Raw genomic sequence first — 14,389 nt, forward strand, 5'->3', positions numbered from 1 at the left:
CGTCCTCGGGTTAACTTAAGGGTGTGTCGCAGGTGGCGCGCCATCCGCAAGAGTATTAAAATGGGATGGCGTTGCCATTGGCTGTCAACGTTCCGTCCGCGCCCAATTCGATATCGGTAACGTAGGAATCCGGTTCCGCACCGGGGCGCGCAAACATACCCAGCATGATTTTCGCGGTGACGCTGATTTGGGGGGGCACAAGTCCGGTTTGGGCCAGTGTGTTGATCAAGGCTGTGCCGCCTGTCAAAGATAAAGTCCCCGCTGCCGTTTCCAGAGGCATTGTCCCCGGGATCAGGTCATCTTGTGCAACAAACGTCGCCTCGCCTGTGCCGGTAAGTGTGGCACCTGCGATGGATAGAAACAGCTCGTTAAGCAGCATGTTTGTCGGAAACAAAGGTAACTTATCCTCGCTCAATGCTAAGATTTCGGTGGGATTAAGTAGGTTTGCATCCATCGTCATGTCACCACTGACATCGAGTATCAGCGTGGCAGGGTCATGTGCCATTTGTGTGCTGGGATCGAGAATCATCCAAAAGATCTCAGGCAGGCGCAGCTTTTCAAGCGCGAGTTTGAGACCAAAGGCCTCTTCTTTCTCGCTGGCCAAAAACGGCATGGTCAAACTAAAGTCAGCGCTCTCGAGGCCAAAATCAACCTGCGGAAAGGGTACAGCCGACCCATCAAGCACAACTTCTGTATTGGCGGATGTGCCAGCATAGGTCAGCGCACCCTCTGCAATGGTCACACCAAGTGTCGAGGCCTCGGTTTCACCGACAATATGCATCATCAGCTCTGCACTGCCCGTCGTCATCTCAAACGACGTATTTCCCATCGTATAGGTGCCGGTGCCTTCCAATGCTTCAAGAAATCCAAGGGGTGCATCTGACGGGGCGGCGCTGGTTGTGAACTCAGCAGCGAGACTAAGCGGCGCAATTTTGTAGCTCGTGTTCAATGTCATGTCTGATGTTGAGCCATTCGTCACCGCATTGACCGCGTCAACCTGTATCGCCCAATTTGATGACACCTCTTCGCCAGACGTGCTTTGTGTCGCACTGCCCTGCACTCCAAGCAAAGTAATAATTTGCTCAGGAACAATCGAAATCCCCTTTTTGACCTGTTTTTGGGTCAAATAAGTGATCGAGCCTGGCAAAATTTCAAAACTCAAATCGTCCGCAGACCCTGATGCAATCATCACGTTGTCGATCGCCATGGAACTCTTGATAGTCGTTGGCTCCACCCCAAGATTGAGGCGCCCTTCAACGGACATATCGTAAGAAACAACGTCGGGGATCGAGATTTCAACTTTGCCGTCGCTGAGTTGTTTCATGATGATCTGGGGAATGGTCCCGTCCAGCGTTATAATGTCTGAAACCCCAGGCATCTCGATGGTCACGTCATGCGCGATCAAAGTGTCGCCCGTGGCTTCTAGTTCTGCGGTAGTCCATGTCTGGCCAGAGATTTTGGCGGCCAGTAGCGCTTGTACCCACACGTCTTGCGGAGTGACGTCAGCGAATGAGGCTGCTGCTGGGAAAAGGGCCGTGGTCGCAACCATAAACGATGTAAGGTACTTCATAGCTCATCCAATCAAAACTTTACGCCAGACTTCCATGCTATCGAAGGGATGGTCAAGGCTGGATGCCGCGTCAAATGCGCATTAGAGTCGGGAAAACGGCAAAGGGCCCAGATGATTAATTTATCCACTAAAACAATGATCATCATCGAACTTTGCGCAGAGGTAATGGACTGACAAAATGATTGATGTGACCCGTGATGGTGACCTGTTCACTGTGATCCTAAATCGGCCTGAAAAGGCCAATGCCTTGACTGCCGATATGCTGAAAACCCTTATTCATACAGTCACCGAATTGCGCGGCTCTGCCAAAGCTGTGGTGTTTACCGGCGCGGGGTCTGTTTTTAGCGCTGGTGCCGATCTCGATGAGGCGCCAAACGGCTTAGCTGTGTCACAAGATTGGGATCGACTTTCATCTGCCATCGCCGCACTGCCCTGTTTGACCATCTGCGCGCTCAACGGCACGCTGGCAGGGGGTGCCTTCGGTATGGCGTTGGCATGCGATCTGCGTTTGAGTGTTCCCACCGCAAAGTTTTTCTACCCCGTCATGCGCTTAGGCTTTCTACCACAGCCTGCCGATCCTGTGGGGATGGCGCAGTTGATTGGCCCCTCGCGTACCAAGATGATTTTGATGGCTGGCGAAAAGGTACAGGCGGATGAAGCTCTGGCTTGGGGGCTTGTGGACCGCATCATAGCGCCGGATCAATTACTCTCAACGGCACGCAGCCTATGCGCGTCTGCTTTGGCTGCCGAGGCCTCTCATATTCAAGGCATCAAGGAATTGACTTCCCAATGACCAAAAATGTTCCCGTTGAGGCTGTAGACGCGCTTGTTATAGGCGCTGGACCGGCGGGGCTTATGGCCGCCGAAGAATTGGGACGCGCGGGCGTGCAAGCGGTCATCGTGGATGCCATGCCATCGCCTGCGCGCAAGTTTTTGATGGCCGGCAAATCGGGTCTAAACCTGACGAAAAATGAGGATATGGATGTTTTCTTTAGCCAGTTTTCGCCCTGTCCACCGGCTTTGAAAACAGCGCTAGATGCCTTTGGTCCAGCCGAGGTTTCGGCATGGGCCGAAGCGCTTGGCCAACCTGTTTTCACCGGTTCAACAGGGCGGGTGTTCCCAAAAGCGATGAAGGCCTCGCCGCTGTTGCGGGCATGGCTTGCGCGTCTTGGTGGGTTCGGCGTTGTACTTCGACGTCGTTGGAACTTGGTCGAATTCAATCACGGCATCGCGGTTTTCGATACACCTGATGGCGAACGCCGCATTCGGGCCAAGGCAACTGTGTTGGCTTTGGGTGGCGCGAGTTGGGCTAGATTAGGGTCGAATGGAGCATGGACAGCATCGGTGCCACCTGAGCGGCTTGCGCCGTTTGAACCGGCTAACTCTGCGCTGTCCCTGACGTGGAGCCCGCATATGGAGCGGCATTTTGGCAGTGCCGTCAAAGGCGTGTCTTTGTGCTGTGGGCCGTATCGATCACGCGGTGAGTTTGTCATCTCAAAACGCGGACTGGAAGGCGGCGGCATCTATTCTGTGTCCCGAGGCGTCCGTGAGGGACATGAACTCTACGTTGATCTTTTGCCTGACATGCCTTTGGATGTCGTCAAATCGACCCTGAAGCGGCGAAAAGCAAAAGAAACCGTAGCAAATTTCCTGCGCAAGTTTTTGCGTTTGACGCCGGAAAAAATTGCCCTCGTTATGGAATTTGCCCGCCCCTTGCCCGCCGATCTTGCGCCTGTTTTGAAAGGTCTGAAAACCACTGGTGCAACGCTGCGGCCTATTGATGAGGCCATTTCCACAGCTGGCGGTTTGCGGTTTGATGGGCTGAGCGAAACACTTGAGCTTGCCGATATGCAATGCGTATTTGCCTGCGGTGAAATGCTGGATTGGGAAGCGCCCACGGGGGGGTATTTGCTGACCGCATGTTTGGCCACGGGCCGCCGCGCAGGACGGGCTGCTAGCGACGTTGTGCGAGCATCGCGAGACGAATAAGCGCGCGTTCCATTACAGCCATATTGGGGGCTTTCGAGGCTGATCGCAGTGTCAAATCGGTGTCTGTTAGAACCCCAAGAGCCACTTCCAATTTATACATGCCCCAACCGCTGGCTTGTCGGGTCATCTTGTCACGACGCGGTCCGAAAATCGGTGGACGTGCGCGCGCGATACCTGCCGAGGCGCCCCCCGGATCAGAAGCCGCAGCGTGCAAGGCGCGAAAATGGCGCATCGCAAAGATCGAGATTGCGACGGGATCAATGCCTTGGCCCTCGATCTTGCGCATGATCGGCCCCAGTTCAACCGTGCGACCTTCGGCGACGATATTGAGCACATCATCGACGGCAGCCTCGGTTGTCGCAGGAGCGCAATTCATGATGTCTTCTGACGTTACCGCTGTCACGTCGCCGATTTTATACAGCGCGAGTTTTTCTAAGGTTTGGCGAAAGTCACCTGGATCCAAGCTGCGCGACAGTGCTTCGATGTCGGTCATCGCATCAGGGGCAATTGTGCCGAGGCCTGATTTTTTCAGCGTCTCTTCGATTTCAGCGCGCGATGGCGGATCGGCATAGATCGCGGCGGCAAATGCGTTGGGGTGCGATTCGAAAAACTTGCGCAGTTTGGATGTCGCCTTAAGATTGCCGGCTGTGATCACCACCTGCGCATCGCCTTTTTGCCAATCGGTCATGGACTCGATGATCAAAGGCGCCAGCTGTTCAGTAACATCCTCGACAAAAGCGACACGCGGACCAGGGAAAAAACCTTGGGCCTTGATCGCATCGGCCAGCATGGCTTTGTCTTTGCGCAGTTCGCCCGCTGACATGCGGGTCAGACGCATTTCTTCTTCGCCTTGTGGTCCGATCAAAGCGTTGACGAGGTCTTGGCGTTTAAGCGCGATGCGCATGGCATCCGCGCCAAACAATAAGACCCCAGCCTTGTTCGGGTCTGGTTTCGCGAAATATCCAACAGCTTCGCGAGGGGACAGCTTCATGCGGGCGTTGCCAATTTCGCGTAAATCTGTGCCGCGATTTGATCGGCCAAGATTGACATCAAACGGTCATAGGCATCACGTGTTGCGGTGACGGAGGACACGGTCGACCCTGTGGCGGAATAGGCGGTAAAGTTGCGCGCTTCGCCAGAGGCCACTGTTTGTCCATCTGTGGTGCGTACCAATGTGTATTTGGCGGCACCTGTCACGTGGTAACGGGTGATCTCTTGATCCGTGTTGATGCCAAGCCCGTCTTCATCTGTCTCGATCGTGAAGGATAAAACATACTGCTCATCTGAGGCTTGCGCAAAGATGTCTTCAAGATCATGGGCCAGCGTAAAGCCTTCACGCGTGTTTAACGATTCGACCCGGATCTTGCCGCGCAGCGCCGAGGCTGTGCCATTCGGCCCATACGCAGGCGTAAAGCCGCAGCCCGCGAGGGCCACGGCAGAGAGCAAAAAGGATCTGCGATTAAACAACAACATTGACGATACGACCTGGCACCACGATGAGTTTTTTCGGCTGCCCACCATCGAGCGCCTTTATCACAACGTCGGTTTTTAGGACGAGCTTTTCAACCTCTTCTTTCGACATGTCTTTGGGCACGGTGATTTCAGCGCGACGTTTGCCGTTAATCTGGATCGGCATGGTGACGGAATCTTCTACCAACATGGCTTCATCCGCGACAGGCCATGGGGCGTGCACGATCAAGCCTTCGCCCCCCAGCAGCGACCACATTTCCTCGGACAGGTGTGGCGTCATTGGCGACATCAACTGCGCCAATGTTTTCAAGGCAAAGCGTTTCGCTTCGCGGCCTGCTTTGGATTTGGCGATAAAGTTGGTGAAACCATAAAGCTTGGCGATAGAGGCGTTAAAGCCAAAGCTGTCCACGCCCAAAGTCACCTCGACGATGGCTTTATGCGCTGTGCGGATCAGGTCTTCGTCGCCGGTGCCTTGCTCGGGTTGATCATTAAGTTCAGCGGCCAAACGGTGCACGCGGGTCAGGTGCTTGGCAGAGGCTTCCGCACCAGAGGCGGTCCATTCCACATCGCGTTCGGGCGGGCTGTCGGACAGGACAAACCAACGGGCTGTGTCTGCACCGTATTGTTTGATGATCTCAACCGGATCGACCACGTTGTTTTTAGATTTTGACATCTTAGCCGATGGGATCACGGTGATCTTTTCGCCTGTGGCGGCCACCACGGTCTCGCCATCGCGTTCTTCCACTTCTTCGGGGTAGTGGTAAATCGCGCGCCCGTGTTCGTCGGTGCGCTCGGCGTTTTGGTAAATCGCGTGTGTGACCATGCCTTGAGTGAACAGCGCGTTGAACGGCTCGCGCGCACTGTCTGGCAAGTGACCGGTCTCGTTCATCGCGCGGGCAAAGAAACGTGAATAGAGCAGGTGCAAAATCGCGTGCTCAATCCCGCCGATGTATTGATCGACGTTCATCCAGTAATCTGCGTCCTCGGCGATGGTCGGCGTCGTGGCGCGCGGCGCAGTAAAGCGCGCGTAATACCAAGAGCTGTCGACGAATGTGTCCATCGTGTCGGTTTCGCGCAGCGCGTCTTTGCCACAGCTTGGGCAGGCACAATTGCGCCAAGTCGGGTGACGATCCAGCGGGTTGCCTGGGATGTCAAAGCTCACATCATCGGGCAGCTCAATCGGCAGGTTTTCTTTTTTCTCAGGCACAACACCGCAGGCGTCACAATGGACAACAGGGATCGGACAGCCCCAATAGCGCTGACGCGACAAGCCCCAATCGCGCAGGCGATATTTAGTAACACCAGTGCCAACACCGTTTGATTCGCAAAAATCAACAGCAGCCTCGACAGCCTTTTCGCCGGTTTGAACCGCTTCACCGCTGAACCCACGGATGTAGCGGACGGTGTCGGATTTAAGCGGCACATAGGCCTCGCCGGCTTTCGCCTCGCCCTCAATCGGTTCAAAAACAGGCGCAATTGGTAGGTTATATTTGGTGGCAAATTCGAAATCACGTTGATCATGCGCAGGGCAGCCAAAGACAGCGCCCGTGCCGTAATCCATCAAGATGAAGTTGGCGATGTAGACCGGCAATTCCCAAGCGGTATCAAAGGGATGTCGCACTTTCAGGCCAGTGTTTAGCCCCAGCTTTTCCGCCTTTTCAATCGCTTCTGCCGTGGTGCCACCTTTGCGGCATTCTTCGCAAAAGGCTGCAATCTCGGGGTTCTCATCGGCAAGCGCCTTGGCCAGCGGATGATCCGCAGAAATGCCCACAAAAGACGCGCCATTCAACGTGTCAGGGCGGGTGGTGTAAACTTCGACGCGATCTTGATTGGCAGGACCATCGATCAGAGAGAACGAAAACTGCAATCCGCGCGATTTGCCGATCCAGTTTTTCTGCATGGTTTTGACTTTGTCAGGCCAATTGTCCAAATGGTCGATCGATTCCAAAAGGTCTTCGGAATAGTCGGAAATTTTAAAGAACCATTGCGTCAACTCGCGACGTTCCACCAAAGCGCCAGAGCGCCAGCCGCGGCCGTCTTCGACCTGCTCGTTGGCAAGCACTGTCATGTCGATGGGGTCCCAATTGACCACAGCGTTTTTGCGGTAAACCAACCCTTTGTCGAGCATATCGATGAACATCGATTGCTGCTGGCCGTAATATTCAGGGTCGCAAGTTGCGAACATCCGCGTCCAATCGATGGACAGACCCAGCGGCTTCATTTGATCGACCATGGTGTCGATATTGGCATAGGTCCATGTTTTTGGGTGACCGCCTGATGCCATCGCGGCGTTTTCGGCGGGCATGCCAAAGGCGTCAAAACCCATAGGGTGCAAGACGTTATGGCCGGTTGAGGACTTATAGCGCGCGACAACATCGCCCATGGTGTAGTTGCGCACGTGACCGATGTGGATGCGACCTGAAGGGTAGGGGAACATTTCAAGCACATAGTACTTGGGCTTGCTTTCGTCACGTTTGGCGAGGAAAACCTCTCCCTCGTTCCAAGCTTTCTGCCATTTGGGTTCAAGATCGGCAGGGGTGTAGCTGGTCATGTGTCGTATCCTTCGGGTCTTCATCAAAACGCCGAGCACGTCGGCTCGGCGTGGTCTTCAACTGTCTGCGTTTGTCTTATTTGCCAGTGCGCAACTGTCGTGCGCGGGTCAAAATCGCATCTTCGACCGCGTGGATGGTGTCGCTGCTCACGGCACCGCTGCGGGTATATAGAGATAGGTTCAAGGTGCGCGCATCAAGGGCGGGATCGGTCACGTGAATCACAGCACGGTACGCGCGACCGCCGCCGGGGGGCGTGCCATATCCGGTGATGATCACGCCGGTGAACGGATCGGCAGACTGCACAGGCAGGAAGGACAGCACATCAAGGGTTGCGTTCCAGATGTATTTGTTGACTTGCGCGCCAGCTTCCAGTGATCCGCGTCCGCCACCGAAGATTTTGCGGCGGTTGGCTTGTTCGATCACGATGACTTCGCCATTGGCCAGCTCTACGGCTTGGCCAGTTCTACTCGTATCGACGGTTTCGCCCGCGACTTGGGTTGTACCCCCGCCGTTTGACATAGATCCGGATCCGGTTGACCCGACGCTATTGCCAACTGACCCAAGACTGCCGTTACCGCAGCCGGTCAAAGTTAAAGCGGCAGCAAGGCCAAGCAAAGCAGTTGTTTTCAAGCGGAGCATACTGTGGTTTCCCTAACGATCAATCGCGGCAACCGTATCGCTCAATGTCAGGATGAACAAGACCTTTGGAGGCTGAGGCCCCATGCAAAGCAACGACCCGCGCAAACGAAAAGGGCCGCCCCCAAAGGAGCGGCCCTAGAAAGTCTAAAGTTTTATGACTTAGAAGTCGAAGCCGAGCTCAACTGTCAAACCGTCGTACAATTCGTAGCCACCGACAACTGTGTCGATGTCGTCAGAACCTTCGCCGCCTTCGATGCCGTCAGCGTATGACGCCAGAACAGACGCGCCGCCACCGAGATCGTAGTCTGCGATGATGTATGCACCGAAGTCGTCGTCTGACAGGCTGTCGCCGTCAACGTAACCAACTGTTACAACGAGCTCGTCCATAGTGTATGAACCACCGATGCCGAACTCGTCGGATTCGTTAAGTGATTTGTAGTAAGCTTTAGCTTCGATGCTGTTTGCTGAGTATACAGCAGACATACCGTAGTTGTCTTCGTCAGCAGACTCAGACACGTAGAATGCGGCAAGAGTGATGTCGCCAACTGGGTAAGAAACTTCGATACCTGTTGAATCTTCGTCGTCAGATGTAGCGTATGCAACAGTTACGTCAGCACCAGCGAATGATGTACCAACAGCAAGTGCAAAGACTTCTTCATTTGTGAAGTCGCCTGTGTCAGCCGCGTCATCAGATTCGTTGTATTCTTCTGCTTGGTATGCAGCGGAGAAGCTTACAGCGCCGATGTCACCAGAAACACCGAATGAAGTTTGGAATGTACCGCCAGTGTCTGTGTCAACACCTGTAGAGATAGCAGCTTCAACGCCGCCGAATTCACCGGAGATTTTGAGATTGTCTTCGCCGTCAGCTTCAGAGAAGTTGTCTTCGTCCATTTCGGAAACGCCAGACCAGTATTCAGCAGCAGCGTATTCTGTGTCGCCGAATGTCAAAGCGTATGTGCCGTTAGACAAAGACAAAGTCAGGTTGTCGTCGTCTGTGAAGTCTGTGTCAGAGTTGTCTGAGAATTCTTCGAGTTCGAAACCGTAAGTTACAGTCGCTGTCCAACCGTTGTTCAGCTCTTGTGACATTGTCAGGTCGAGATCAACGTCAGCGTAGACGCCGTCGTTGATTTCTTCGTTGTAGCCCAATGAGGCTGAGCCGGAGAATGATACGTCTGCAGCTGCTGCGCCAGCGAAGGCGACGATGGCAGCGGAGGAGAGAAGAATATTTTTCATTGTTACCCTCGTGGATTTGAAGAAATTGCTCATGCTAGGTAGTCCAGCATATGACGAGACATTTGCGACTTATCGCGCTTTGGGTCAAGAGATGTGGGGGTGTGTTGTGCGCTCTGGCAATTAATGATGCAACTTGGCCACACACCTGTTGCATCGCCGACGCGTGGCGGCCTAAATGCTACTTAATGATCAAGTTTTATTGGGTTTGGAGGCAGTCATGGGACTGAGCGATATTCAAGAAAGAGTCGAAAAAGAGGCGGTTCGGGTGGGTCGAGACCCGAAAGCTGCTCAGCTAATCGCCGTTTCTAAGGTTCAACCGAACGCGCGAGTCGCGCAGGTTTTGCGAGAGGGACACCGAGTCTTTGGCGAAAATCGCATTCAAGAGGCGGCTGGGAAGTGGCCTGCGTTCAAAGAAGAGTTCTCAGGCGTTGAATTACACCTGATTGGGCCGATGCAATCGAACAAGGTGCGTCAAGCGATGGATCTGTTTGATGTCATCCACACAGTGGATCGCCCGAAGATCGCGCAGGCGATAGCGCGGATCAAAAACGAGACAGGATCCTGCCCGCGCCTTTATATACAGGTCAACACAGGCGCCGAGCCGCAAAAAGCGGGCGCTCTGCCGGATGAGGCTGATGCCTTTATAGATATGTGCAAAGAATTAGGCCTGCCGCTTGAGGGGCTGATGTGTATTCCGCCCTCTGATCAAGACCCGTCCGCGCATTTCGCACTGTTGGCGGATATCGCCAAGCGCAATGGGTTAGACGGTCTATCGATGGGCATGTCAGGTGATTTTGAGCAGGCCATCGCACATGGGGCGACATATGTGCGTGTGGGTTCTGCGATTTTTGGCGAGCGGACTTATGAAATTATGTAGAGTGATCGCCTAGATCACCTACGTTATCTGGCTAACTTATAATAAGACGGGTTCTGGGGGTCAGGTGTTCGGCAATCCAGCGCAGATGATCGGCGCGAAAGGCCACGCAGCCCTCAGTCGGATAACGGGGCCGACGCCAGCGGTGTACGAATATGGCGGAGCCTTTGTGCGCTGTGGCGGCGGGCCAGTTCCAATCGGTGATCACCACAAGGTCATATAGACGGTCCCCGCGGCGCAGTTTTTCGTGACTTTGCCCAAAAGGCGCTTTGACCAAAAGATTATAGTCAGGGTGATCCGGCGCATCGCACCACAGATCACGGGGCAGAATCATCTCCCCTGTGATTGGGGGTGTACGATCGGCGCGATACAATACGCCAGGCATCGCATGAGCCCCACGCGGAGAGGCGCCATCGCCCTCGCGTTTGTCAGATGTGATGCCGCCTTTGCCGATAGAACAGGGAAAGCGTCGGCCCATAAATCGCGCGCCCCATTTGGTGACGACAATGTCTTTGGCTGACACAGGTCGAGGTGTAGCGCGCATTATAAGAGGTGCCCCGATTTTTTCGCCTTGGTTGCAAGATAGGCGCTGTTGTGGCTGTTTTTACCAACTTCCAAAGGCACACGGGTCACGACGTCGATGCCTTGTTCTTGCATACGGGCGATCTTGGCGGGGTTGTTGGTCATCAACTTGACGGCACTGAACCCCAACTCTTTGAGAATCGCAGCCCCGATACGGAAATCGCGCTCATCGTCTTCAAAGCCAAGGCGGTGATTGGCCTCGACTGTGTCATAGCCTTGGTCTTGCAATGAATAGGCACGCATCTTGTTGGCATGGCCGATGCCGCGCCCTTCTTGGTTCAGATATAACAGCACACCACTGCCAGTCTCGCCCATATGCGCCAAAGCGGCGTGAAGCTGCGGGCCGCAATCGCATTTGAGCGAACCAAACAGATCGCCGGTGAAACACGCAGAATGCAAGCGGGCCAGCACGGGCGCGTCTCGATCAGGTTTGCCGATCTCGATGGCGAAATGTTCTGTGCCACCATCATCGGGGCGAAACACATGAACGCGTCCGGCATTATGCGCCGCAAGTGGCACGCGGGCGTGCACGACATCCTGTAGTGGCGCGAGCAAAGACATATAAGGAGAAGCCTCTTCGGCGGGCACCACGGTCAAGCCGTTGCTTGCCGCCAAGTTCAGCGCGTCATCTGTGTTCACCAATAAGACAGCTGGCAACAGCTGCGCAGATTTTGCCAGCTTAATCGCGGCGCGGTGGCGCACGGGGCAGCCCGTACGGGCGCTTGCAAGCGGCCCTTTCATCGGCGAGGCCAAATCGCCCGCAGGGTCTGCGATGGCTTCGATCCAAGATGTTTTGGCATGGATAGGCAATTGCAGCCGCGCGATATCGCCGTCATAGGGGCGCGCTTTGAGTGTCGCGGCCCTGCGCGCGGTAATGGCCAACACGACAGGCCCGATGGATTTGAATGTCTCTAATCTGTCTTTAGACAGGTGTTCCGCCGCAATCGCCAAAGACATGCCCGTGGCTGAACGCAGCACAATCGGCACCCCCATACGCAAATCAGCGCGGGCGCGGGCGATCAATTCCGGCAGGCTTGGGGCTAGGCTCATGTTCAATTCCAACGATATGGTCGCGCAATATGTAGTGATCTTTGTTAGAAGATGAAACATACCCCGTGAAATTCACACGGTTGCGTGAGAGCACTGTTGTAAATCTTGTCGAAAGCGTGAACCCGCATCACATCATGGGCAGAGACAAACATAAGGAGGGCATTCAAAATGGCCACTCTCAAAAAAATTCTGCTGGTGGATGACGACGACGACCTGCGCGAGGCGCTGAGCGAACAGCTGGTGATGACCGAAGACTTTGACGTCTTCGAAGCTGACAGTGGCGTGACGGGTATGGAAAAAATCAAAGACCAACATTACGATCTCGTGATGCTGGATGTTGGTTTGCCGGACACGGACGGGCGCGAGCTGTGCAAATTGATGCGCAAAAGCGGTGTGAAGGCGCCGATTTTGATGCTCACAGGGCATGATACCGATGCAGACACGATCTTGGGTCTGGATGCGGGCGCCAACGACTATGTGACCAAACCGTTCAAATTCCCTGTGCTTTTGGCGCGTATTCGCGCGCAGCTGCGCACGCATGAGCAATCAGAAGCCGCCGTGTTCCAGTTGGGCCCGTATTCGTTCCAGCCTGCGCAAAAGATGCTGGTGACTGAAGACGAAAAGAAGATCCGACTGACCGAAAAAGAAACCAATATTCTCAAGTATCTCTACCGGTCCTCTGAAACCGTAGTGCCGCGCGATGTGCTGCTGCACGAGGTTTGGGGCTACAACGCTGGTGTGACCACACACACGCTTGAGACACACATTTACCGTCTGCGTCAAAAAATCGAACCTGATCCCTCGAATGCGCGCATTCTTGTGACGGAATCCGGCGGGTATCGTTTGGCGTCCTAAGCGGCACCTTATATATGTGAAAAGGCTCGGATCGTTTTGATCGGGGCCTTTTTTTGTGCGTTTGGTCAAAAATGGGTCTTCTTTTTTGGCACACCAAAGAATGAAAGCGCCCCATGCGCGCGCCGCCTTGTGCCGCCCCAACGTCGCCTATTGTGTCAACTCAAGTACATGATCGTACACGAAATTGTAGACGCAAAGGTCGGCCACTTATGGAACTGCGCTTTTTCGAGATCTACCGAAACCCAGAATACCTTTGGCTTTTGGCCGAAGGAATCGCGTTGAGCGCAGGTGTGACGCTGGCTGGCGCTGTTCTGGGATTCATTTTAGCGCTGGGCTTGGCGGCCGCGCGCTATGAGAAAATTCCAGTCCTGCGCTATATCGCTGCCACTTACGTGGATTTCATTCGCAACACGCCTTTGATTGTTCAGCTGTTTTTCGTGGCCTTTGGTTTGCCGCAATTGCTTGGCTATGTCTGGCCGTTTTGGGGCCATGCTGTGTTGGCGCTGATGTTGAACTTTTCCGCCTATTTCGCCGAAATTTTGCGGGCTGGGTTTCAGGTCGTCGACCAAGGCCAGCATGACGCCGCAAAAGCTTTGGGCATTCCGCGTTTTGTTCAGTTCATCAAGATCATTGTGCCGCAATCTGTGGCGCAGATGTTTGCCTCGCTCAATTCGCAGTTCATTTTCTTATTCTTGACCACTGGCGTGATCTCAGAGATCGGCGTGCGCGATTTGACCAACGCAGGTCTTTATATCGACAGTCGCACGTTTAGATCGTTCGAGGTCTTCTTCACGCTCACCGTGCTGTATATCTTGCTGTCCTTGGCCTTTAAAACGCTGATGTACGGAATCGAAAAGCGCGCCTTTCGCTGGAAGACCGCGCGATGAAAGATCTGTTTATTTCCCTGATGGGCAAGCCCGACGGCATCATTTTGTTCCAGCTGATCGAAGCCACGCAGTTTACAATCTATCTGTCTTTGATCGCCTTTCTCGGCGGTGGCATTCTGGGCGGGTTGGTGACATTGCTGCGCATTATGCCAAACAAGACCGCCAAAGGTGTTGCCGTCAGCTACATCTGGCTGTTCCAATCTACGCCTTTATTGATGCTGCTGTTCCTCACGGGTCTTGGCGCGCCTGCGCTTTTGGGTATCACCATTGATCCTTGGACGGCTGCGATTTTCTCGTTGACGATCTATTCCTCGGCCTATCTGGCCGACGTATGGCGCGGTGCCATCGAGAGTGTACCGCCAGGCCAATGGGAAGGCGCGCGCGCGATTGGGCTTGGGTTCTATCCGACCCTGCGCAAAGTGATTCTGCCGCAAGCGTTAAACATCGCTTTGGCACCTACTGTGGGCTTTATGGTGCAGATCATCAAAGGCACCTCGCTGGCCTATATCATCGGGTTTCACGACCTCATGGCAATTGGCAAGCGCTGGGCCAATGCCCCTGTCGAGGGCTCAGAACCCTTCGTTATTTATCCGCTCATGGCGCTGATTTATTTCAGTCTTTGTTATCCGCTGACCCTGTGGTCGCGCTGGTTAGAGAAACGCCTTGGGTCGCCCGCCCACTGATTCAC

Annotated in this window: 14 protein-coding genes; 6 read left to right on the forward strand and 8 right to left on the reverse strand. The window is 54.4% G+C overall.

Going from position 1 to position 14,389, the window contains the following annotated elements; genetic code table 11:
• Positions 1-55: 55 nt before the first annotated feature.
• Positions 56-1,570 (reverse strand): hypothetical protein, encoded by a 1,515-nt coding sequence (locus WNY38_RS13080; protein WP_342857791.1) that lies wholly within the window; start codon positions 1,568-1,570, stop codon positions 56-58.
• A 178-nt stretch (positions 1,571-1,748) separates the two neighbouring features.
• Here WNY38_RS13080 and WNY38_RS13085 point away from each other — a divergent pair, with 178 nt between their 5' ends.
• Both WNY38_RS13085 and WNY38_RS13090 read left to right on the forward strand, forming a co-directional pair.
• On the forward strand, positions 1,749-2,363 hold the full coding sequence (locus WNY38_RS13085; RefSeq protein ID WP_342857792.1) for an enoyl-CoA hydratase/isomerase family protein: 615 nt from the start codon (positions 1,749-1,751) through the stop codon (positions 2,361-2,363).
• On the forward strand, positions 2,360-3,559 hold the full coding sequence (locus tag WNY38_RS13090; protein WP_342857793.1) for a TIGR03862 family flavoprotein: 1,200 nt from the start codon (positions 2,360-2,362) through the stop codon (positions 3,557-3,559). The genes WNY38_RS13085 and WNY38_RS13090 overlap by 4 nt, the downstream gene beginning before the upstream one ends.
• On the opposite strand, the gene holA is transcribed toward WNY38_RS13090, so the two are convergent.
• The 5 genes from holA to WNY38_RS13115 form a co-directional block, all read right to left on the reverse strand.
• Positions 3,525-4,550, reverse strand: coding sequence for a DNA polymerase III subunit delta (gene holA / locus WNY38_RS13095; RefSeq protein WP_342857794.1), 1,026 nt, complete (start codon positions 4,548-4,550; stop codon positions 3,525-3,527). The two genes, WNY38_RS13090 and holA, sit on opposite strands and share 35 nt — an antisense overlap.
• The gene (gene lptE / locus WNY38_RS13100) at positions 4,547-5,032 is read right to left on the reverse strand and encodes an LPS assembly lipoprotein LptE (RefSeq protein ID WP_342857795.1); all 486 of its coding nucleotides are present in this window, start codon (positions 5,030-5,032) and stop codon (positions 4,547-4,549) included. The genes holA and lptE overlap by 4 nt, the downstream gene beginning before the upstream one ends.
• On the reverse strand, positions 5,019-7,580 hold the full coding sequence (leuS, locus tag WNY38_RS13105) for a leucine--tRNA ligase (protein ID WP_342857796.1): 2,562 nt from the start codon (positions 7,578-7,580) through the stop codon (positions 5,019-5,021). The genes lptE and leuS overlap by 14 nt, the downstream gene beginning before the upstream one ends.
• Positions 7,581-7,656: 76 nt before the next feature.
• Positions 7,657-8,220: a DUF3576 domain-containing protein gene (locus tag WNY38_RS13110; RefSeq protein ID WP_342857797.1), complete on the reverse strand. Its 564-nt coding sequence runs from the start codon at positions 8,218-8,220 to the stop codon at positions 7,657-7,659.
• Positions 8,221-8,379: 159 nt separating this feature from the next.
• The gene (locus tag WNY38_RS13115) at positions 8,380-9,453 is read right to left on the reverse strand and encodes a porin (RefSeq protein WP_342857798.1); all 1,074 of its coding nucleotides are present in this window, start codon (positions 9,451-9,453) and stop codon (positions 8,380-8,382) included.
• Positions 9,454-9,670: 217 nt separating this feature from the next.
• Between WNY38_RS13115 and WNY38_RS13120 the strand changes: the two genes are divergently transcribed.
• A complete protein-coding gene (locus WNY38_RS13120) occupies positions 9,671-10,330 on the forward strand; it encodes a YggS family pyridoxal phosphate-dependent enzyme (RefSeq protein ID WP_342857799.1) in 660 nt (219 codons plus the stop codon).
• A gap of 31 nt (positions 10,331-10,361) precedes the next feature.
• Here WNY38_RS13120 and WNY38_RS13125 read toward each other — a convergent pair whose 3' ends face one another.
• Both WNY38_RS13125 and ribA read right to left on the reverse strand, forming a co-directional pair.
• Entirely contained in the window at positions 10,362-10,871 is a 510-nt protein-coding gene (locus WNY38_RS13125) for a L,D-transpeptidase family protein (RefSeq protein ID WP_342857800.1), read from the reverse strand.
• The gene (ribA, locus tag WNY38_RS13130) at positions 10,871-11,959 is read right to left on the reverse strand and encodes a GTP cyclohydrolase II (protein WP_342857801.1); all 1,089 of its coding nucleotides are present in this window, start codon (positions 11,957-11,959) and stop codon (positions 10,871-10,873) included. The genes WNY38_RS13125 and ribA overlap by 1 nt, the downstream gene beginning before the upstream one ends.
• Before the next feature lie 168 nt (positions 11,960-12,127).
• Between ribA and WNY38_RS13135 the strand changes: the two genes are divergently transcribed.
• The 3 genes from WNY38_RS13135 (at position 12,128) to WNY38_RS13145 (ending at position 14,384) form a co-directional block, all read left to right on the forward strand.
• Positions 12,128-12,814 carry a response regulator transcription factor gene (locus WNY38_RS13135; protein WP_342857802.1) on the forward strand — a complete coding sequence of 229 codons (687 nt, stop codon included), beginning with the start codon at positions 12,128-12,130 and terminating at the stop codon, positions 12,812-12,814.
• A 209-nt stretch (positions 12,815-13,023) separates the two neighbouring features.
• Entirely contained in the window at positions 13,024-13,701 is a 678-nt protein-coding gene (locus WNY38_RS13140) for an amino acid ABC transporter permease (RefSeq protein WP_342857803.1), read from the forward strand.
• Positions 13,702-13,721: 20 nt separating this feature from the next.
• Positions 13,722-14,384 carry an amino acid ABC transporter permease gene (locus WNY38_RS13145; protein ID WP_342857857.1) on the forward strand — a complete coding sequence of 221 codons (663 nt, stop codon included), beginning with the start codon at positions 13,722-13,724 and terminating at the stop codon, positions 14,382-14,384.
• Positions 14,385-14,389 lie beyond the last annotated feature (5 nt).

Source organism: Pacificibacter sp. AS14 (assembly GCF_038899935.1).
Classification (GTDB): Bacteria; Pseudomonadota; Alphaproteobacteria; order Rhodobacterales; family Rhodobacteraceae; genus Celeribacter.

What these genes read in the sequence shown, in the direction of transcription:
- WNY38_RS13080 (WP_342857791.1), bottom strand. Translation starts at nt 1,570, where the DNA reads ATGAAGTACCTTACATCGTTTATGGTTGCGACCACGGCCCTTTTCCCA.
- WNY38_RS13085 (WP_342857792.1), top strand. Translation starts at nt 1,749, where the DNA reads ATGATTGATGTGACCCGTGATGGTGACCTGTTCACTGTGATCCTAAAT.
- WNY38_RS13090 (WP_342857793.1), top strand. Translation starts at nt 2,360, where the DNA reads ATGACCAAAAATGTTCCCGTTGAGGCTGTAGACGCGCTTGTTATAGGC.
- holA (WP_342857794.1), bottom strand. Translation starts at nt 4,550, where the DNA reads ATGAAGCTGTCCCCTCGCGAAGCTGTTGGATATTTCGCGAAACCAGAC.
- lptE (WP_342857795.1), bottom strand. Translation starts at nt 5,032, where the DNA reads ATGTTGTTGTTTAATCGCAGATCCTTTTTGCTCTCTGCCGTGGCCCTC.
- leuS (WP_342857796.1), bottom strand. Translation starts at nt 7,580, where the DNA reads ATGACCAGCTACACCCCTGCCGATCTTGAACCCAAATGGCAGAAAGCT.
- WNY38_RS13110 (WP_342857797.1), bottom strand. Translation starts at nt 8,220, where the DNA reads ATGCTCCGCTTGAAAACAACTGCTTTGCTTGGCCTTGCTGCCGCTTTA.
- WNY38_RS13115 (WP_342857798.1), bottom strand. Translation starts at nt 9,453, where the DNA reads ATGAAAAATATTCTTCTCTCCTCCGCTGCCATCGTCGCCTTCGCTGGC.
- WNY38_RS13120 (WP_342857799.1), top strand. Translation starts at nt 9,671, where the DNA reads ATGGGACTGAGCGATATTCAAGAAAGAGTCGAAAAAGAGGCGGTTCGG.
- WNY38_RS13125 (WP_342857800.1), bottom strand. Translation starts at nt 10,871, where the DNA reads ATGCGCGCTACACCTCGACCTGTGTCAGCCAAAGACATTGTCGTCACC.
- ribA (WP_342857801.1), bottom strand. Translation starts at nt 11,959, where the DNA reads ATGAGCCTAGCCCCAAGCCTGCCGGAATTGATCGCCCGCGCCCGCGCT.
- WNY38_RS13135 (WP_342857802.1), top strand. Translation starts at nt 12,128, where the DNA reads ATGGCCACTCTCAAAAAAATTCTGCTGGTGGATGACGACGACGACCTG.
- WNY38_RS13140 (WP_342857803.1), top strand. Translation starts at nt 13,024, where the DNA reads ATGGAACTGCGCTTTTTCGAGATCTACCGAAACCCAGAATACCTTTGG.
- WNY38_RS13145 (WP_342857857.1), top strand. Translation starts at nt 13,722, where the DNA reads ATGGGCAAGCCCGACGGCATCATTTTGTTCCAGCTGATCGAAGCCACG.